The sequence below is a fragment of the Nitrospira defluvii genome, from assembly GCF_905220995.1.
Classification (GTDB): Bacteria; Nitrospirota; Nitrospiria; order Nitrospirales; family Nitrospiraceae; genus Nitrospira_A; species Nitrospira_A defluvii_C.
In genome coordinates this window covers 410640-430784 of the sequence record NZ_CAJNBJ010000002.1, presented here as the reverse complement: position 1 = coordinate 430784, position 20145 = coordinate 410640, and the positions used below count along the sequence as shown (strand labels likewise).

The following is a 20145-nucleotide window of genomic DNA, read 5'->3' as shown; positions in this document are numbered from 1 at the left end:
AGGTGAGGGAGTGCGTCCAGCTCGATCGTGAGGATCGGGGGATCGCACTCCCTTTTTTTGTCCGCTTACGCGGCCCGTTGCATCGCCGACCTCGGCAGGTTGCCGAAGTTGACGGTCCTGGCGTTGAGCTCGACATACGTCACCGACGCCTGACCGTCGGTCTCTCGCGTCCGGGTTTGAAGGTTGCCTTCCACGTAGACTTCCTGGCCCTTGACCAGGTTGCGGCAGCTCTCGGCGAGCTTTCCCCAGACGACGACTGAGAAATAACTCGAGGGCCGCTTCTCGCCGGTCTTCCTGGACGGGAGCCCGTCGACCGCGAGGCGCAGGTTGCAGACCGACTTGTCGCCGACCGTGCGGATGACGGGGTCGGTGGTGAGACGGCCGTTGATAGTCCCTTTGGCGAACGTACGCATGTGAAGATACCTCCAACATGTGAGTGGTGAGTGAACAACAAGACATGACGCTCAATGCGCCACGCCGGTCACCTAGCTGACCCGGTCACCGGTTGTACGCACCGGACTACCGTGCGCATGGCATCCAGGGTCCGAGAAACAAGCGTCGCAGTGAACTTCTGTGCCGCTTGGTGACCTCAGGCGGCGTAGACCTGAGGAGAGGAACGTATGGGGGCGGGAGTGGTCCCAGGCAGCATGCCGCATTGCACGGCGACCGAACGCAGCGCTTCTTCGCTCAATCCATGGTCCTTCGAAAGAAGGCGGCAGCCGGCTTCCTTCGAGCGGAAACGTCGGAGCTGCTCTTTAAAATACTTGATGAGCGGGAGTAGCAGGGGATCTGTCGGTTGAAAGGCTGCAGGGCTCGGGTGCCGCAGCATCGGATGGTGCGCGTCCGGATCGCCGGCAAGTAGGGACAAGTCCTCATCGGATAACGTGAGGAGCCACTCGGAGATGGCCTTGGAGTCTTCCTCGCTGAGGGAGCGCGGAGACACCTCAAGGATCCGGCCGGCCGCTGCCCACAAGGCCATACGCGACTCGGTATGGTCGACGCCACGGAGGGCTAGGTCGATCAGCTTCTTCCGGAGGGGATGGCTGGTCAGGAAAAGGTCGAATGCAGGCTTGTGCATGCGGTCGCCGAGATCGGCGAGGTCTTGCGACGTGTTGGCGAGGAGGTCGGCAAGCTCTTCTTCATGGAGGTCGAGCCCTTTGACGCAGTCTTCGCCGTCCTGGGCGTCCATTAGATGGCGGTCGGGATCGCCCTCGACACTCTCCTCGCTGAGGTCGTCTTCGAGTGAGGGGACTGTGACTTCCAAGTCTCCCTGGGCGAAGAGCATGCTGGCAATCGCATCCTCGTTCTGGTCCCTTTCCTCGTCTGTGAGCTGGTCGGGCGCGGCATAGTAGTCGTACCGTCCGCAGAGCAGGCACCGGCTGTGGTCGGGCCCGTCTAGAATATAGGAGGAGGCTTTGGGCGCGTGGCACTTGGGGCAGGTCTCTGAGGGGGATTGGCTAACTGCGACTGCTCCAGCCTCAGAGGTGGTCGTCGCAATTGGAGGCAGATGTTTCCCCTGACAGCCCGGGCACAGCCTGTAGCCGGTTCTCGTGTGGTTCCGGGCTTTCGCCTCTTCGAGCGAGAGGACGCCAGCGATGCCGCAGAGGAAGTAGACACGATGAGCATCGAGGAGAAGCACTCGCTGGCCGTTGGGGAGCACAGCGAATCGGGGCGCGCCGGCCCTCTGTGAGCGTTTGATGATCAGCGGGAACTCCGGTTTGGGATCCTCGTCCGCGAACCGGGTCTCCCCCGACAACCGGCGTTCCTGGTCTCGGCGTGCCCATTGCTCCAGATGGGCGGCATGCAATGCGACGAGGAAGGTGACCACGACTTCTTCGTTGTCACTCGGGAGCAACACATAGCGGTCGTAGAGAGGGGGAAGGGTGTCTTCCGAATCGAAGGCTGGCTCGGCAATGAGCTCTGGCGGGTACAAGTCTGCAAGGCACGTTGCACATTCCATAGGATGATCCTCCTCCAACGCAGTTGGTCGGTCACACAATACGGTCAGGCAGATCAGTCACGCTTGACGCGTCAAGCCGCAGCCGACTCGACAGGTTCAGCCGGTTTCGGTTGCTTCGCTTTGGGTCCGAGGATCAGCAATCGCGGATCGATGACGATCACGGTGACAGCCTTATGCCGGACTCCCTCCTTTATATAGGTCCGGATCTGGGGATTCCCGGTCAGTTTCACGTGCTGCCCTTTCTCCAGCGTGTTGGCTAGCTTCTCCGACGCGCCGAGGACCTTGATGTCCCAGTATTCCGGGTCGTCGGCCTTGGCATAAAACCCGTTCGAGTGCACCGCGACGGAGAACTCCAATGACGCACCATCCTGGTGCTGGAACAGCTCCGGCTTGTGCGTGACACGACCGGAAAGGGTCAAGATCTTGATGTCCTGCTCAGCCATGGCAACCTCCTTCAACAAAGATAAAGATCATGGACGCGCACACATGTCAGGCAGGCTGGAGCACTGCCCGCTTGCGGGCCATCCGAGAATTGTCTCGTTCACAAAGGAGGATCTATTGTTCGAGTGGCTGAGGCGCGGGCAAGGGCCGCTGCAACACACGCAGGTGCAACTTGTTGAAGAACGCACGGGCTTGATCGACCGACCAGGCAGCGCGCACTTCTGCTTCGACCTTGGGATCTGGGTTCGCGGGGGCGAATCGGACAATCACAGCCTCAGCCCCCGCCATGAAGCCGCCTTGGAGCAGAGCTTCCGGCGCGACCTTGCCGGCCATGATGTCCTCAATGATGATACCCGGATGCTGGCCGTCGGATCGTTCCGGGTAGAAGGTTCCGCACAGTTCCCCCATCCGTTGCCAGTGCGACTCATCGATCGTCCAGCAGTTGATCGCCCCGCCTGTCGGCGCATCGAACATGTGCCAGGAGCTGTTGCCCTTGGCGATATCGTGCTCGCGGCAAAACTCGTGAATGCGGGTCCAATCAAAGACACTGACTACGGCGATCCAAGGGCGGGCGCTGTTCATGATGACTCCTGCTGGTGGGGAAGAAGGAAAGGTTAATCTCGGCGCTGCTGCTCGATCTGGGTACGAAGCCGAGCCAGCCGTGACTCGAAGGACTCTTTCAACGGGCCCTGCAAGCAGTCCGGCGTCCGGGCAAACTCCGTCCATTGTTCGTAGAACAGATCGAACCACGCCTTCTGGGAATCGGGGGACGGAATCTGGGCGATCAGCCGGAGACACTGGTCGAAGCGTTCGCTCGAGAATCCCGCCGCGCGGCCGGAGCGGAGGAGGATTCCGAGCTGCGATTCGAGGTCCGTCTGATCCGGAAGGATGGGACTCACGGGTGGAGTATCCTGCGTGCGGCGTTCACGCGTCAAGGGAGACTGTGGCTTGTCGGGTGGTCTACGCGAGGAATGAAGTCACATCATCTGCATCGCGCTCGCTTGCGGCTGATCTAAAAGGATGAGGCGCGACTGATGGCGCCCGAAAGCTCGACGGGGACGTAGTGGGAGCCCTGCTCAGAAGCGTGGAACTGGTAGGCCCGTCCTTGCTGATCCAGATTGATATAGCGCCGGCTCCAGATGTGCTTGTACAGAAAGATGCGGGTTCCACTCTCGCAGAGCACCTCTCCCATGAACATGAATTGTGCGACGCTCTTCTCGGGCATGACCTTAAGAATAGGGTCCCATAGCGGGCGATCGGGACAGCGTTGCTCGATGACTTTCAGCGGATTCATGGCCGTCTCTTCGTCCTCCTCATCTGAAGGGGCGTGCACGGTGCCCCCCTCGAGCATTGTCGGTGCTCATTCTGGGTACTACTGACCGTTGGATCGCAATGTGGTGAGTTTTCGGCGATGCTGGGGATAGCGTTATGCAGCCGGGTGGACAATGATGAAGCGGCCATCCCACAAGCCGGCCAGGACGGAGGCGACGTCTTTCCACGCGAGGCCGCCGAGTCCACAGCCCAGTCGGGGGCAGTAGATCGTGGTGAGTCGGTTATGATCGGCGAGGTGGACGGCTTCTCGGGCAGTGCGTTCAATCAATCCGAGATTTGAGGGCCGTATCCATGCTTCCTTGGTCGGCAGTGTCACGATTCGGAACTCAGGCCAGTAGTAGACATGGTTTCCAGAGGCGCGGAGCTTCTCTCCGAGGAGAATGGGCAGATTCGGGAATAGTTGTGCGGCGGCCAAGGCCACTCCCGCACCCATGACCGCACGACCATCCCGGCGACAGTTTCCGTTCGTAGGCACGCCGATACAAAAGCCCTGATCGTGCACATCCCACAGGTCACCGGTAATCTCACGCATAGCGATTCACCTCGTCGAATAGACCGATTTCATCGGATCCCTGCCCGCCGCGGGCCCGTTGCCATTGGGATTGGCATTCGAAGTCTTCGAGGAAGGCCAAGTCTACGCGTAGTCTTCTGTGGATGATTTTGCCGAGCGGCGGACTTGTGGAAATCCGAAAGGTCAGGCCGTGATTCGAGACGAGGGGAGCTAGGAGGCCTTGTCGTGGCAGGCTTCGAATCGATCGGCCTGTGCGGGAGATGGATCGGGGGAGAAAGTGAACATAGACGGTGTCCCGCCATCCAGCGTGGGCTTGGATGAGTCAGTGCAACTTGCTGGAGGGGCGGTCCCATGTGTCTTCCGGTCTTGGTAGGAGAAAAACCAGCCGGGGAAACCCTGCGCGGGAGGAAGAGGGTAGTCGCCGTCGTACAGAGAGCCGAAAAAGGGAAGGCTTGCGGACGAGATCTGGGCAGTGCAGAGGGGAGGGGTGGAACTGTTAGAGCAGATGAACCTACTGTAGGGCACGCTTGCCGCAGAATGCGAAAGCAGCCAGAGTGCGATGTATAGATCAGCCGGGGACATGCTAACAAAATTCTAGGCTCACTGAGTTCCTGGAGCAAGGAGGATAACCATGCCCTTGATGGATAGATGGGATGTGCCCAGCGAGTTAGCGGCGTTCTTGCAGCAAGCGGTCCAACCGAAGAAGCTCGTCGATAAGGGCCTATGAAGCAAGGGTGCTCACTGCGTACTCCAAGATGAGCTGTCGAAATTCTTGGCGGCTCGAACACAGGACTGTTTCCCCGAAAAGCAGAGCTGCTTATCCGGCCGCTCTCATTGGCTTTTTCAGCGTAATTCGCTAAACTCTCGCCTCGATATATGGACATTTCTTGCGAGTTAGCCGGCACAGCCGCCTGCTCCCATGTGTCCACACACATAGCTTATTTCTGATAAGGAGTTGTCCCAACCCGCTCAACTGCCTGGCAGGCCTTGTATGTAGGTACATTTGAATCTGTGAGACAGATTTGCACCGGTTATGAGTACTTCTGATGCCTCGTATCTTTGACAACATCGAACAATCTCTCCTGCCAGCGCTGCGCGAAACAATCCAAGTTGCTGACCGTGCCGACTTCTGTGTTGGGTATTTCAACCTTCGGGGATGGAAGCAGCTCGACTCGTATATTGAGAAGTGGTCCGGAGGAGACGGGCACTGCTGCCGCCTATTGGTCGGCATGCAGCGGTTGCCGCAAGACGAATTACGGGAAGCTCTGAGCCTGATAAGCCGAGATGGCGAGATAGACAACCAGACGGCAATTCGCCTCAAAAAGAAGCTCGCCGAAGAGTTCCGCGAGCAATTGAGCGTTGGCATTCCTACCAACGAAGACGAAGCGGGATTACGCAAGCTGGCAGAACAGATTAAATCCAAGAGGGTTATAGTCAAACTGTTCCTCCGGCATCCCCTACATGCCAAGTTGTATTTGCTTTTTCGCCCCGATCCTATCAATCCCTCCGTCGGGTACCTAGGAAGCAGCAATCTGACGCTTGCGGGCCTTTCCAAGCAGGGCGAGCTGAACGTGGACGTACTGGATCACGACGCCTGCCAGAAGTTGGCCAAGTGGTTCGAAGATCGGTGGACGGACCGTTGGTGTGTGGATATTTCGGAAGAACTGGTCCGGATTATCGAAGAGAGCTGGGCTCGGGAAGAACTCGTGCCTCCGTACCATATCTATATCAAGATGGCGTACCATCTTTCGCAAGAGGCACGGGCGGGGCTTTCCGAATTTCGAATACCACGAGACTTTGGCAAGCGGCTATTCGAGTTTCAAACGGCGGCGGTCAAGATTGCGGCTCATCACCTGAACAAGCGCAGCGGCGTGTTGATCGGCGATGTGGTGGGTCTCGGGAAAACTCTGATGGCCACTGCCCTGGCAAGGATTTTCGAAGATGATCATGGGCTTGAGACACTCATCATCTGTCCCAAGAACTTGGTCCCGATGTGGGAGGATTATCGAGCACAATACCGGTTACTCGCGAAGGTGTTGTCAATTAGCCAGGTTGTAGGGGAACTGCCGAATCTGCGCCGTTACCGCCTCGTGCTCATCGACGAAAGCCACAACCTTCGCAACCGTGAAGGCAAGCGCTATCGGGCAATTCAAGAATACATCCAAGCCAATGAGAGCAAGTGCATTCTGCTTTCTGCCACCCCCTACAACAAAACCTATCTTGACCTTTCCAACCAGTTACGTCTCTTCGTCAAAGAAGACAAAGACCTCGGTGTTCGTCCCGAACGCTTAATTCGCGAGCTCACCGAAACCGAGTTTATTCGACGCCATCAATGTTCCGTGCGCTCTCTGGCGGCTTTCGAGAAGAGCGAATATGCGGACGACTGGCGAGAACTGATGCGCCTCTACATGGTAAGACGCACCCGCAGTTTCATTCAGGACAACTATGCCCAGACTGACCCAACCAGCGGTCGGAGATTTCTCACCTTCGAGGATGGGAGCCGGTCTTACTTTCCCATCAGAGTTCCAAGAACAGTGACCTTTAAGATTGACGATGCCAACCCCGCAGACCAGTATGCGCGGCTCTACGCCGACGATATCGTCAATACCATCAACGCCCTCAATCTCCCTCGGTACGGATTAGGGAACTATGTGGCGGCGACGCCGCATGAACCACCTACACAAGCTGAAGCGAGATTGCTGCAAGACCTATCTCGTGCCGGGAAACGCCTTATGGGGTTCTGTCGGACGAATCTGTTCAAGCGTCTCGAAAGCAGCGGCCAGGCCTTTCTCCAGTCAATCGAACGTCATATCCTCCGCAATCACGTTTACCTTCATGCGATTGAACACAAGAAGCCCATCCCAATCGGCACGCAAGATGCCGAGATGCTCGATGCGCGCATATACGACGAAGACGCCGACGCCCCCGGAGCCAAGACAGGATTATTTGACGACGACGAGAACGATCAAGAGCAAGAGCGACCACTCACAGGGTCGCTCCGAAAGGCCAAGGACTTCATCAGTCGAGGAGCCGAGATTTATGAGGAGTACGCTGGTCAATACAAGCGGCGATTTAAGTGGCTTCCGTCAGGACTCTTTGTGAAATCGTTAGAGAACGATTTGCGGAGCGATACAGAGGCCCTCCTAAAGGTCTTGCAACTATGCGGTGAATGGGACTCGAACAAAGACGCCAAGCTTCTGGCCCTCGTCAATTTGCTCAAGAAGAAACACCCGAATGACAAAGTCCTTATCTTTACTCAATTTGCCGATACCGTCCGCTACCTAGAGACCCAGCTCGCGGCTCGTGGAGTCTCATCCTTGGCTGGTGCAACCGGAGACTCTCCGAACCCGACAGCCTTGGCGTGGCGGTTCAGCCCGGATAGCAACGATAAGCGTGACAGACTGAAACCGGGCGAGGAGTTGCGAGTCCTGATTGCCACGGACGTGCTCAGTGAGGGACAAAACCTGCAAGATGCGGCCATTGTGGTGAATTTCGACCTCCCCTGGGCCATCATTCGCCTCGTCCAACGAGCAGGCCGTGTGGACCGTATCGGACAGAAGGCTGAGAACATCCTCTGCTACTCTTTCTTGCCCGCCGAAGGCGTCGAGCGCATCATACGACTCCGAGCCAGAGTGAGGCGCCGTCTTCAAGAAAATGCGGAAGTGGTCGGCACCGACGAGGCCTTCTTCGAGGATGATCGAAACGATAATGCGATCCTCAATCTCTACCATGAGAAAGCAGGCATTCTAGATGGAGAGGCCGATACAGAAGTGGATTTGGCCTCGTATGCCTATCAAATCTGGAAGAACGCGATTACCGCCGATCCAAGCCTACAAAAGACCATCCCCGATCTGCCGCCCGTAATCTATGCCACGCGGGCGCATGACCCGACGAACAAGCAACCAGGCGGGGTGCTGGTGTATCTGAGAACAGCCGAAGGCAACGACGCGCTGGCCTGGATCGACAAAAACGGTACCGCCGTCACGGAGTCTCAGTTCGCCATCCTCCAGGCTGCGGCGTGCAGCTCAGACACACCAGCCCTACCGCGCCAATCGAACCATCACGAACTGGTCCAGAAGGGTGTCGAGTTGATAGTCACAGAAGAGAAAACAGTTGGGGGACAATTAGGACGGCCTTCAGGGGCACGTTTTCGCACGTATGAACGACTCAAGCGCCATGCGGAGCATGTCAAAGGCACGTTGTTTGAGTCCCTGGAACTTCTGAAAGCCATCGATGAAATCTACCGCTATCCACTCCGCCAAGCCGCCGTGGATACGCTCAATCGCCAACTCCGAAGCGGGGTGTCGGACGAGGCACTGGCAGAACTGGTCATCGCGCTCCGTGAAGAAGATCGGCTCTGTCTAATTCATGAGGAAGAACAGACCCAGGAACCTAGGATCATCTGTTCCATGGGACTATCAGCGCCCGAATAACCAACCAACAATGCCGCTCGACCCTACTCGAACTCGCCAACACCTCGCCGCTTGTGATTTTCGACGTCTTTTCATAGAAGAACTCGGTTGGGACACGCATTCTGCAACCATCGAGATACCGATCGACGGCCAGCCGTTTACCCTTAGCGCCGTCGCTCAGAAGCGCGGCATGGTTGCGTTCCACTGTCGTGCAACTGGCCAGAAGGGAATTCCTGACTACTCGATACGCCGCAAAATCGACCGCCAGCTCACCAAGTCCGCTCAAGAACATCTCATCATTTACACCGATCCATCCAACTCCGCTCAAGTATGGCAGTGGGTGAAGCGCGAGGTGGGCAAACCGACGGCCTGTCGGGAACATACCTACCATCGCAATCAACCGGGAGACGCCCTCATCCAAAAGCTCCAGGGCATCGTCTTTTCCCTGGAGGAGGAGGAGCAACTCAGTCTGGTGGAAGTAACCACGCGGGCGCGAGCGGCCTTCGACGTGGAGCGCGTCACAAAGCGGTTCTACGATACGTTCCAGAAAGAACACACGGCATTCCTAAAGTTTCTCAAAGGCATTCCAGACGAGGACCTGCAGCGATGGTACGCCTCCGTCATGCTCAACCGGTTGATGTTCGTCTACTTCATTCAGAAAAAGGGCTTTCTCGACGACAACCGAGACTACCTGCGGATCAAATTGAACGAGTCGCAGGCCCGAGGGAGGGACCGATTCTACAGAGACTTTCTCTGCGCGCTGTTCTTCGAAGGCTTCGCCAAAAAGGATACCGATCGCGGAGCAACCGTGAACCGATTGCTGGGCAAGGTGCCTTACCTCAACGGAGGTCTGTTTCTACGCCATCAGATTGAAGAGCAGCACGGCAAAGACATTCAGGTGGCCGATGCCGCGTTTGCCAGACTCTTCGGCTTCTTCGAACAGTACCACTGGCACCTCGATGAGCGCCCGCTCCGCCGGGATGACGAAATCAATCCCGACGTGCTTGGTTATATCTTTGAGAAGTACATCAACCAGAAGCAGATGGGCGCCTATTATACGAAGGAAGACATCACCGGCTACATCAGCCAAAACACGGTAATTCCGTTCCTCTTCGATGCCGCGCGGCAGAAGTGCAAGATCGCCTTCGAAGGCAATCAATCCGTTTGGCGCCCGCTCCAGCTCGACCCAGACCGCTACATCTATGAGCCGGTGAAGAAGGGAGTCGTTCTCGAGCTCCCTCCTGAAATTGCTTCCGGCCTGAAAGATATCTCGAATCGGACGGAATGGAACAAAGCCGCGCCCTCAGACTATTCCCTGCCAACGGAAATTTGGCGTGAAGTCGTCGCCCGCCGTGCGCGATACCTAGAGGTGCGCAAAAAACTCGCGGACGGCGAAATTCGAGATGTCAACCAGTTCATTACCTACAACCTCGATATCAGGCAGTTTGCGCAGGATGTCATCGAAAATTCCGAAGGTCCGGAACTGCTGCGGGCCTTTTACCATGCGATTGAAAAGGTCACGGTGCTCGATCCGACTTGCGGCTCTGGAGCCTTCCTCTTTGCTGCACTCAATATCCTTGAACCGCTCTACGAAGCTTGCCTGGACCGGATGGAAGTGTTCCTAGACGAGCTCACGCGCTCGGGCACCAAGCACCTCCCGGAGAAGTTCAACGACTTTCGGAAAATTCTTGATCGGGTCGCGAGTCATCCCAACCGTCGTTACTTCATCCTGAAATCCATCATCCTCAACAATCTCTATGGCGTGGACATCATGGAAGAGGCCGTCGAGATCTGCAAACTTCGTCTCTTCCTCAAACTTGTGGCGCAAGTCGAGAAGGTGGAGCAGATCGAGCCGCTACCGGACATCGACTTTAATATCCGTGCGGGTAATACGTTGGTTGGATACGCCAGGCTTGAAGATTTGAAGAAGTCCATGGAAGGGGACTGGGTACGCCTTCAATCCCTCCCGACCATAGAAGAAAACGCCGAGATTGCCGACAGGGCGTTTCAGAAGTTCCACGAGATGCAGACTGAGCACGGCATGGAGGCGAAAGACTTCGCCGAGGCCAAGGAGGAGCTACGTAGGCGACTCCAGACGCTTGAGGACGAACTCAATCGCTATCTTGCCAACGAGTATGGTGTCGAGGCTTCAAAGCGCGCTTCCTATGCGAAGTGGCTTGCCTCCCACAAGCCTTTCCACTGGTTCATAGAATTTTACCGCATTATGAAAAGCGGGGGGTTCGATGTGATTATCGGCAATCCGCCCTACGTGGAGATGCACAAAGTTACGACCTACAGCCTTATTGGCTACGTAACTAAAGAGTGTGGCAACCTTTACCCGCCATGTGTGGAGCGCAGTTCTGCTCTGTTAAGGAATACAGGAAGCTTCAGCATGATCGTTCCCTTGAGCGGCTTCTCGACTGATCGCATGGAGCCCTACCAAGATTACGTTTGGAATCGATACGGGCAACAACTACACATTTCCTACTATAGTGGAGATGCTCACCCTTCTGTCATGTTCAATGGAGTAAAGTACCGCCTGTGCATCGTTATTGGCGGACCGCAGTACACAGGTTCGGCAAAGGTCCAGACCACTGAGTACTTGCGATGGTATGCGGACGAGAGGCCTTACCTGTTCGCAAAGATAGCTTACTCAGAATGTGGATTCCCAAATGGTTTCTTAAGATTTGCAAAACTCGGAAGTAGGTTGGCTGCCAAGGTGCTTGGCAAGATCGTCAGCAAACAACTTACTATGAACATTTATTTCTCCGATTCGGGGCCAGGTCATGTCACGTATCATAGAAGTCCTGTGTTCTGGATTAGATCCATGGACTTCGAACCGTACTTTAAGTCTGCCGTTAAGGAGAGATCAACCGATCATCTTAAGGACTTGTATCTCAAGAGGGAAGAGCACGCAAAGCGACTTGGCGCCATTTTGAATAGCACTCTCTTTTACTTTTGGTTTACGAGCCAAGGAAATTGTAGAAACATCGCTGGCCCAGATATAGAGAACTTCCCCATCGGAGATCTGAACTCACCAGCGCTCAAACATCTCGAACCTCTCTTCAACAAACTGATGAAAGATCTCCAGCGGCATTCACGAAGACGCATTTATAACTACGAGGCATCGGGACAAGTTGAGTATGATGAGTTTTATCCCGACAGATCAAAGCCCATCATCGACGAGATAGACCGCGTGCTCGCGAAGCACTACGGCTTCACGGATGAAGAACTGGACTTCATCATCAACTACGACGGCAAGTACCGTATGGGTCAGGATGCTGGGTCTGATGATGGAGAATAACCCCGAAAAGAGCCAGCGCACGAAACATGAATTCTCAGCCGATCGGCCTATCAGCTCTATTGAGGAAGACCTCCTGGGCCGTGCTCCGTTTGCGAAATCCCTAGCCTCCGCCATCAAAGGCTGGCAGGGCAATGAGAGCCTGGTCGTTGCCATGTATGGACCTTGGGGCTCGGGGAAATCTTCGGTAAAAAACATGGTCCTGCAAACGCTCCGTTTGGCCGAGACGAACTGTCCCCTGATCATTGAGTTCAATCCATGGCAATGGTCAGGCCAAGATCAACTGGCAGAGGCGTTCTTTCAAGAAATCGGTCTGTTATTGGGCCGATCGGACGGAAGCGAAGACGGGAAACGACGTGCGGCCAAGTGGCGAACCTATGGAACCTACCTCACCCTCGGCGCCTCTCTCGCCAAATCACTTAAGACCATCTTGCCAATACTTGGACTGCCCGGTTCGGGAATCGCAGACATGCTTTCCAAAGGGATGGAGCAATCTGCGACCGTGGCGCAAGAAGGCTCAAAAGGAGTCGAGGACCAAGCGGTCGTGCAACAGCAGACATTGGCTGAGATAAAGAAAGAGCTTTCTGACTCCCTGAAAGAACTCGAAAGGCCAATCCTCGTGGTGTTGGATGATATCGATCGCCTCACACCTGAAGAAATACGACTCCTCTTCCAACTCGTCAAAGCTAATGCTGACTTTCCAAACGTGGTCTATCTCCTTCTGTTCCAACGCGACATCGTGGAGCGTAGTTTGGATTCATCGCCAGCCGTCAGTGGACAAGAATTCCTTGAGAAAATAGTACAGGTGGGATTCGATATCCCACGTATTGAGCGAACACGCCTGGAGAAAGTCCTATTCGCGGGCCTCGACGAACTACTAACCGATGGGGATGTGGGCAAGCGGTTCGACCAGACGCGCTGGGGCAACCTATTCCTTGGAGGCCTTCGCCCCTACTTCCAAACGCTACGGGATGTGTACCGCTATCTGGCCTCCCTCTCTTTTCACGTTTCGCTGTTTCGGAGCACGGGCAGCTTTGAAGTGAACCCAGTGGACCTTATCGCGCTGGAAGTGCTCCGCGTCTTTGAGCCAGTCGTTTACCGGAGGCTTCCCGAGGCTAAGTTAGAGCTGACGAACCTTCGCGACCGCGCGCATGATTCGCACGACGAAAACGAGCGAACGAGAAAACTCATTGAGTCCATAGTCGAAGCGGCCTCACAACCCGGCCAGGTCCGCGAGATAGTCAAAGAACTCTTCCCGCCGGTTGAATGGGTATTCAACGGATCCATGTATGGCCATGACTTTAAGGAGGAGTGGTTTAGGGAGCTGCGTCTCTGCCACCCCGATGTGTTCGACCGGTATTTCCATCTCGCAATTCCTGAGGGAGACATTTCCCAAGCGGAGCTAGATCGGGTACTGTCCCTCGTTGGTAATCGTGAAGGCCTAGTCGTAGAATTCCGTGCGCTTAACAAGCGTAGCCTGTTAGGCGTCGCACTGGACCGTCTTGAAGCCTACAAGCAGAAAATCGACCTGCAACACGCCGTATCGTTTATCACCGCGCTGTTCGATATCGGCGACGAACTGCCAGAAGATCGAGGTGGCTTCTTTTCAATTTCCCCAGACACGCATGCGTCCCGCATCATCTACTGGTACTTGAAACAGGAGATGGACATAGGCAGACGCGGGGCTATCCTCAAGGAGGCCATGAAAGCCACGACGGGTCTGTACCTTCCGATAAGGATCGCTTCCCTCGAAGGTAACGAAGAGAAGCGAAAGAAGGACCCTGATGCTTTTAATGTGACTGACGCTGATTTGGACGCACTGCACCATATCTGTGTGGAAAAGATTGAACAAGCCGCAGGCTCCGGAATCCTGACAAGCCATCGCAACATGCTTAGCATCCTTTATTGCTGGGATAAATGGGCCTCACACGAAAAACCTCGTCAATGGGTGGAAAAGTTAATCGACTCAAAGGAAGGCGTCCTCTCTTTCCTCACCGCATGTCTTCACCGGTCTACGTCCCATGGTATGGGGGACTATGTGTCGCAGGAGCACTGGCGGATCAATCTGACGAACATCGAAGATTTCGTTCCCGTGGGAACTTTGGAAAGGAAAGTGGCGGAAATCTCACCCGACGGCCTCAGCGACAAGGAAAAGAGTGCGGTGAAGGCATTCCAAAAGGCAATCAAGCGGCGACGGGATGGAAAACCTGATGACGGTCACTGGGCTGATGACGAGGACGAGGGATGAGGTGCCAGCGTTCGCTTGGACCACTCACGGCCATCCTCAGTGCCCCGTCGCCCTGAACAAATACCTGGTGGACAAGAGCCCCAAATGTGCCGGCCTCCCGGCGCCAGGCGTCCCGGAAATTGGCCATCGCATATCCACTCTCTGGATCGAACCTAACTCGGTACAACGAGGGGGTGTGTGCCCTCAGCATGGATAAGCCACCGTCAGAATGGACGGAGCAGGATCTACTCTCGCTGATTCAGAGTGGCGCAGAGGAACAGACCGACCTCGAATATAAGCGGGGCGACGCACTGACCAGCAACGTGAAGGCGAAGAATGAGATTAGTAAGGACGTTTCGGCGTTGGCTAACGGTGCAGGCGGCGTAATTGTCTACGGCATGGTGGAAGAGCAACATACTCCACGCCAATTGGACGGGGTCGATCCGGCGCAGGTCACAAAGGAGTGGCTTGAGCAGGTCATCAACGGCCGGGTACGTCCTCGGTTAGCTGGAGTCTACATAAATCTAGTTGCGCTCACTGCCTCCGCTCCGGGAAAGGTGGCCTATGTCGTAAGCGTTCCACAGGCACCGACGGCCCATCAAGCGGCGGACAAGAGATACTACAAGCGATTCAACTTTGAATCTGTACCGATGGAAGACTATGAGATCCGCGACATCATGAATCGCATGAAACACCCTCTTATCATCCCTTCCTTCTCGCGAAGATTCATAGATCGCAAGGCAACTGTGTGCGAATATGCACTGAACATCTCACTTGTTAATAAGGGAGCAGTGTCTACCCATGATGTGAAGGCAGTTTTCACCGTTCCAAGAACCGTATCCAAAGTCGTGAAGGGCTTTGATAAGCAGCGCATCATCGAAATACCTTCTCGTCTGTTCGGGAATCAATGGTTCGAGAATCCGTTGACCGCGGTCGGGCGTGTCATTTTTCCAGAAGATGATTGGGAGCTTACCAACGGAAAGGATCGAGACTTCGTCCTAATCGTGGACACAAGCCGCATTGATATGAATGAGACCAGGGAGCCCATTCTACTCTGGAAAACCTATGCCGATGACATGCCACCGCAGTCCGGGCAAGTGATGCTGGGTGAAATACCATCCGTAGGCGGCCAATGAAGATTCTTTAAGGTTCGTATCCATGAAAAGAATTGGTGATGCAAAGAGCTGCAAGGCTCATCCGAAAAGGCCCCGCGGATCTTGCCTACCCCGGACCGGCGACCAGATGGTCCTTCACTCCTTCAAGGAGGTTGTGCAGGATTACATCGCTAGGTACAGAGACAGGGCTAACAATGAGCTTGCCTCCTTCCAGATGTTGAACTCTCTCGATGAAGCCGTAGAAAGGGCTGCCAGGGCGGAGGTAGACGGTGGGAGAAAGCATGACCACCAGTGGCGGATCCCGGAGGCGGTATTAGCCAGGGCGGGCAAAGAGCTGCTGGCGAAACGCGCTCAGATCAGGAAATGCACCGGCTTTGACAGCTTAATCGAACTGGTGGAAACAACGGCTGGGTCGATCAGGGGATTTGGAGAGCTGGCGATATACGATACCGCGGTCCGCATTGGAGCTCGGCTCGGGATGGAACCCGAATTTGTCTACCTGCATCGTGGGACGCGGAAGGGCGCCAAAGCTCTCGGTCTTGCCTCAGGAGGCAAGTACCTGAAGGTGGGCGAACTGCCAGCAGAATTCACCAAGCTAAGGCCTCACGAAATCGAGGATTGCCTTTGTATCTATGCCAAGGAGCTTGCTCGTCTGAAAAGAGCTTCTGTGAATGTAAGAGCGAACTGAAAGGTTCCCATCGGCGTATACTGCGCTACTATTTCGCATACGGCTCGAATCTTGATACAGGACGCTTGGAGCACCGCGTCGGGAGGAAGAACGTCGAGTGTAGGCTTGCTCGGCTCGATGGATACCGGCTTTCTTTTGACAAGCCTGCCGATGATGGCTCTGGCTACGCGATGGTGGTTCCCGATGAAGGTCACGCTGTCCATGGAGTTTTGTACGCATTGCAAGATCATGAATTAGACAAGCTCGACAAACATGAGGGCGTTCACAAGAAACAGTACGTACGACGAACGATCACGGTCAAAACCCATGACGTGGAGCCGATCTCGGCTGAGTGCTATTTCGCGGTCAGCCCATCTTCTAGACTGCGTCCCGGCCGAGTCTACCTCGATCTGATAATCAAAGGCGCAAAGGAGCACAACCTGCCGCACGGATACATCGAATGGTTACAAACTGTCGCTGTGTTCGACGAGTGAGGCGACTGGTAGAAGATCGTTCAGTGCCATCTCGTTGACGCTACCCCGCCGTTCGGCGCCTGTATATAATCGCCCATGCCCAATGGACCTGACGTTGTCCCTCAGCCACCGCTGGATGAAACACCATCGCCATCCCCTTTAACGACTCCGTGGTCCTCATCGCGGCGGAGGCTGCTCCATTGGTTGAAGAAAAAGGCACCTTCCCTGGCAGAGCTCTATGAGACCGCTGTGATTCTTCTTGAGCAACAACCACTCCCTGGCCGGAGCCGAATCATTGCGCATTGCGTTCGAGAGATCGCGAATACCTTACCCGGAATTCTCGCAGGTGTGGAGCGCACACGTTTGGAATACGACAAGCGATTGGATGAGATTGCGCTGGCCTGGGACCGAATGATCCGGCCTCTGATCCGTCCACCTCGGACCGTTGGCTCTACATCCATTCCGGATCCCCAAGATGCTTTGACCGAGGATTTCTTGGGTCAGATAGAAGAGCTGATCAAGGAGCACAAGGCAACACGTGCCAAACCCGATACGATTGCCGAGAAACTGTTTCAGGCAGACCGCCCAGAAAATCGCCATCTTGGTGATGCATTGCGTCCGGTTTTGAGACGTTGGATCAAACTAAAGGAATGGTTTGTCGGTCACGCACATGATAACGGCAAGACAGATTCGGAATATGACTGGGACGACATCAAGCGACGATTTATTCTTTTTGAAAGGACAGTGCTCACGCTTGGACAAGGCTTCTTCGTAACGATCGCTGACATTGACGACTTGATTCGAAATTCGACTCCAGCCGACGTCCATCTCGTCGTAACCCAGCTTGGACATATTGAACATTACAGGTACTTTTTCGAGAATCTCAAGGATCCGGCATGGATCCCTGCCCTACGAACCGAAGGAATCTTTAGGACCCCTCCACCTATTGAAGCTAGCGGCATCCCACGTTGGGCGGCTTCAGAATACCTCGTGCGTGTTGCCGACAGAGCCGATCCCACCGCGGTCCTGAATGGCTTGACCGACATTGTAGATGCTCTTGCTCAACGGACCTTGGCGAATCCATTTGTTATCCGCGATTTGGTAGATGTACTTCTTAAACTGCCGGCGCAACATTCCGTTCGCTTTATCCCAAGATTGAGCAAATGGGTTCATCACGATAGCGGGATCTTGTTCTGGCGACGACTTGGCAAACTGACAACCCATCTGGCAGACGGCGGACTGTCACAGGAAGCCCTGACACTGCTTACAGCGCTGCTCGCTATTGAACATGTACAGGCTGATGGTGACTCGGACATCTTGTATAGGCCGGTTAAGCCGCGGATAAGCATGTATGAATATCGTCAGGTCGTGGAGGACCATCTTCAACCCGTACTTGACAGGACCGGCCGCGAGTGCTTTGACATCTTATGCAACATCCTTCAGAAGGCGGCAAAACTCTCTCGCCGCTCATCCTCGTCGGATGAATGGGACGACAACTCCATCGTGTGGCAGCCGGATCTAGCTCTTCAGGACGAAGACGATCGCGATGACGTTAGGAGCGTATTGGCCGTCACGACTCGGGACGCTGCCCAATCTTTGCTGAGCGATGGACGTATCGAGCTCGGTCCCTTGGTCGAAGCGCTTGAAACACGCTGCTGGCTGATCTTCAGACGGCTTGCTCTATACTTTCTCGCATCTGCCACCTTAGCGCCAAGAGACATGGTGGCGTCGAGGCTCACACATGAACCATCGTTCAGAGGCAGAAACTTGCGAAAGGAATACGATGCGCTACTTCAAGTCGGTTTTGCGCGCCTGACTCCTGATGAACAGCGGACAATTGTCGCATGGGTTGACGCAGGACCTCAGAACGTCGAGAGATTGATTAGGAACTATGAAGCGAGCACTGGGCGGCGCCCCAGCAGTGAAGAGATCGAGAGGCATCGCCGGAGCTGGCAATGGAATCGGCTAGGGCCATGCCATACCGCCCTGCCACCTCCCTGGCAAGAGCGGTATGCCGCGCTTGTACAGGAATTTGGCGAGTTCGAGCCAGCGCCACCGCCAATGAGAGAAGCGAGGGTGGTCTCGGCGGGAGAGCGTGCTCCAAGATCTGAAGACGAACTGCGGAGACTTACGCCGTCTGAATTGCGAAATTATCTGCTCAGTTGGACACCAGATCGGAACTCTTTTCCGTATCCCACACGGTCAGGTCTGGCAGAAGTGTTGACGTCCGTCGTTGCGACTAATCCAGTTCCTTATGCCGACGCATCAGAGAAATGGAGAGACATAGATCCGACATATGTTCACGGCATCGTTCGTGGGTTCGTGAAGGCGCTTCAGGCAGATCATCAAATTCCATGGGCGCGGGTCTTCTCTCTGTGCTCGTGGATCCTTGATCAACCTCGCACAATTCCAGGACGGAGTGTTGATCGCTGGGAAGCCGATCTGGATTGGGGTGGAACCCGTTGGTGGATCGTTGAGCTCCTTCGTGTCGGCTTTCAGCATGAAACCTTGGGGATTCCGATTGAACTTCGTGAAGCGGCCTGGTGCCTCCTGGAAACATTGACGATGGATCCGGATCCAGAGCCGGAGGACGACGAAGAAGATTCCGAACGGCCGAGTCAGTCGATGCATCGCGCAATCAATTCAGTTCGTGGTCGGGCCATCGAGGGTCTCATCTTCTACCCGGGATGGATAAAACGGCAGAATGAAGATGCCGGGCCCCCAACACTTCCCGCAGAAGCACGTGCTGTACTCGACAGGCATTTAGATCCGGCTAGGGATCCTTCACTGGCGATTCGGTCCCTGTACGGCCGTTGGTTTCCATGGATCCTTGTGTTTGATCGAGACTGGGCAACTGCCGCTGTCCCGCGGATATTTCCGGCCACCAACCAACGGTACTGGCTGGTCGCATGGGATGGATTGATTTGTTTCAACGACGGCTATGAAGAGGTATTTGAACCACTCGAGCCGGTATACGCGCAGGCCGTTGCGCAGCTTGGGAGTCCGACGGCATCGGCGGATGACACTCGCCATTTGCGCGATGAAAGATTAGCCGGCCATCTGATGACGTTCTATTGGAGAGGCCACTACACGCTAGAGGAGGAGGACTCACTTCTTCGCCTGTTTTTCACACGGGCACCCGACAAGATACGGGCGGAGGCGATTGAGTTCATTGGCCGCAGCTTAGATGGCACGGCAGATCCTATCGAACCCGCTGTGCTAGACCGACTGCAGCGTCTCTGGGTTTGGCGATTCGAACAGGCGAGGCGGGATCCGGCAAGCCACCAGGCCGAGCTTCGGGCGTTCGGCTGGTGCTTCGGTTCTAGTAAATTTGGGGCAGGGTGGGCTGTGGAAAACCTTCTGGGTGTCCTGCGATTAACACATAGCATTGATCCGGATTTCCAGGTGCTGGAGCGTCTCCCCGATTATGCAGCCGCGTTTCCAATTGAGGTTCTAGAATGTGTCAGGCTCTTGGTCGAGGGGCAAACGTCGCATATTGAGCTTTCTAGTTGGGGTGGAGATCTTCGAAGAATGTTCTCGCAGACAAGAGAACACCCGTTACCGGAAGTTAGACAGGCCTCAGATGCCGTAATTGAACTTCTTGGGAGATTTGGTCACCTCGGCTATGCGGAGTTACTTTCCGGCAAGTCGGCTTAGGATCTGTGTCAGTTCGACCTCTAACGGCGTATAATGCACATATCCACCC

14 protein-coding genes are annotated in these 20145 nt (G+C 55.2%); 7 read left to right on the top strand and 7 right to left on the bottom strand.

Annotated features, from left to right (window positions below; all coding sequences use genetic code 11):
• Positions 1-65: 65 nt before the first annotated feature.
• The 7 genes from KJA79_RS09335 to KJA79_RS09305 form a co-directional block, all read right to left on the bottom strand.
• The gene (locus KJA79_RS09335) at positions 66-413 is read right to left on the bottom strand and encodes a single-stranded DNA-binding protein (RefSeq protein WP_213041768.1); all 348 of its coding nucleotides are present in this window, start codon (positions 411-413) and stop codon (positions 66-68) included.
• 176 nt (positions 414-589) lie between these two features.
• Positions 590-1960, bottom strand: a complete 1371-nt coding sequence (locus KJA79_RS09330; protein WP_213041767.1) for a hypothetical protein — start codon at positions 1958-1960, stop codon at positions 590-592.
• Between the two features lie 71 nt (positions 1961-2031).
• Positions 2032-2403, bottom strand: coding sequence for a single-stranded DNA-binding protein (locus tag KJA79_RS09325; RefSeq protein ID WP_213041766.1), 372 nt, complete (start codon positions 2401-2403; stop codon positions 2032-2034).
• A 112-nt stretch (positions 2404-2515) separates the two neighbouring features.
• Positions 2516-2983 (bottom strand): hypothetical protein, encoded by a 468-nt coding sequence (locus tag KJA79_RS09320; protein WP_213041765.1) that lies wholly within the window; start codon positions 2981-2983, stop codon positions 2516-2518.
• A 32-nt stretch (positions 2984-3015) separates the two neighbouring features.
• Complete coding sequence (locus KJA79_RS09315; RefSeq protein ID WP_213041764.1) at positions 3016-3300, bottom strand: hypothetical protein; 285 nt, start codon at positions 3298-3300, stop codon at positions 3016-3018.
• 113 nt (positions 3301-3413) lie between these two features.
• A complete protein-coding gene (locus tag KJA79_RS09310) occupies positions 3414-3752 on the bottom strand; it encodes a hypothetical protein (protein ID WP_213041763.1) in 339 nt (112 codons plus the stop codon).
• Between the two features lie 75 nt (positions 3753-3827).
• On the bottom strand, positions 3828-4265 hold the full coding sequence (locus tag KJA79_RS09305) for a macro domain-containing protein (RefSeq protein ID WP_213041762.1): 438 nt from the start codon (positions 4263-4265) through the stop codon (positions 3828-3830).
• 1025 nt (positions 4266-5290) lie between these two features.
• Here KJA79_RS09305 and KJA79_RS09300 point away from each other — a divergent pair.
• The 7 genes from KJA79_RS09300 (at position 5291) to KJA79_RS09270 (ending at position 20096) form a co-directional block, all read left to right on the top strand.
• Positions 5291-8677: a helicase-related protein gene (locus KJA79_RS09300; protein ID WP_213041761.1), complete on the top strand. Its 3387-nt coding sequence runs from the start codon at positions 5291-5293 to the stop codon at positions 8675-8677.
• A gap of 10 nt (positions 8678-8687) precedes the next feature.
• A complete protein-coding gene (locus tag KJA79_RS09295; protein WP_213041760.1) occupies positions 8688-11960 on the top strand; it encodes an Eco57I restriction-modification methylase domain-containing protein in 3273 nt (1090 codons plus the stop codon).
• Complete coding sequence (locus KJA79_RS09290) at positions 11935-14205, top strand: KAP family P-loop NTPase fold protein (RefSeq protein ID WP_213041759.1); 2271 nt, start codon at positions 11935-11937, stop codon at positions 14203-14205. Before KJA79_RS09295 ends, KJA79_RS09290 begins: the two co-directional genes overlap by 26 nt.
• Before the next feature lie 188 nt (positions 14206-14393).
• The gene (locus tag KJA79_RS09285) at positions 14394-15320 is read left to right on the top strand and encodes an AlbA family DNA-binding domain-containing protein (protein ID WP_213041758.1); all 927 of its coding nucleotides are present in this window, start codon (positions 14394-14396) and stop codon (positions 15318-15320) included.
• 22 nt (positions 15321-15342) lie between these two features.
• Positions 15343-15987 carry a hypothetical protein gene (locus tag KJA79_RS09280; protein ID WP_213041757.1) on the top strand — a complete coding sequence of 215 codons (645 nt, stop codon included), beginning with the start codon at positions 15343-15345 and terminating at the stop codon, positions 15985-15987.
• Positions 15918-16460, top strand: a complete 543-nt coding sequence (locus KJA79_RS09275; RefSeq protein WP_343224244.1) for a gamma-glutamylcyclotransferase family protein — start codon at positions 15918-15920, stop codon at positions 16458-16460. The genes KJA79_RS09280 and KJA79_RS09275 overlap by 70 nt, the downstream gene beginning before the upstream one ends.
• A gap of 183 nt (positions 16461-16643) precedes the next feature.
• Complete coding sequence (locus KJA79_RS09270) at positions 16644-20096, top strand: hypothetical protein (protein WP_213041755.1); 3453 nt, start codon at positions 16644-16646, stop codon at positions 20094-20096.
• The last annotated feature ends 49 nt before the right edge of the window (positions 20097-20145 follow it).

What these genes read in the sequence shown, in the direction of transcription:
- KJA79_RS09330 (WP_213041767.1), bottom strand. Translation starts at nt 1,960, where the DNA reads ATGGAATGTGCAACGTGCCTTGCAGACTTGTACCCGCCAGAGCTCATT.
- KJA79_RS09325 (WP_213041766.1), bottom strand. Translation starts at nt 2,403, where the DNA reads ATGGCTGAGCAGGACATCAAGATCTTGACCCTTTCCGGTCGTGTCACG.
- KJA79_RS09310 (WP_213041763.1), bottom strand. Translation starts at nt 3,752, where the DNA reads ATGCTCGAGGGGGGCACCGTGCACGCCCCTTCAGATGAGGAGGACGAA.
- KJA79_RS09300 (WP_213041761.1), top strand. Translation starts at nt 5,291, where the DNA reads ATGCCTCGTATCTTTGACAACATCGAACAATCTCTCCTGCCAGCGCTG.
- KJA79_RS09335 (WP_213041768.1), bottom strand. Translation starts at nt 413, where the DNA reads ATGCGTACGTTCGCCAAAGGGACTATCAACGGCCGTCTCACCACCGAC.
- KJA79_RS09285 (WP_213041758.1), top strand. Translation starts at nt 14,394, where the DNA reads ATGGATAAGCCACCGTCAGAATGGACGGAGCAGGATCTACTCTCGCTG.
- KJA79_RS09320 (WP_213041765.1), bottom strand. Translation starts at nt 2,983, where the DNA reads ATGAACAGCGCCCGCCCTTGGATCGCCGTAGTCAGTGTCTTTGATTGG.
- KJA79_RS09280 (WP_213041757.1), top strand. Translation starts at nt 15,343, where the DNA reads ATGAAAAGAATTGGTGATGCAAAGAGCTGCAAGGCTCATCCGAAAAGG.
- KJA79_RS09295 (WP_213041760.1), top strand. Translation starts at nt 8,688, where the DNA reads ATGCCGCTCGACCCTACTCGAACTCGCCAACACCTCGCCGCTTGTGAT.
- KJA79_RS09305 (WP_213041762.1), bottom strand. Translation starts at nt 4,265, where the DNA reads ATGCGTGAGATTACCGGTGACCTGTGGGATGTGCACGATCAGGGCTTT.
- KJA79_RS09290 (WP_213041759.1), top strand. Translation starts at nt 11,935, where the DNA reads ATGCTGGGTCTGATGATGGAGAATAACCCCGAAAAGAGCCAGCGCACG.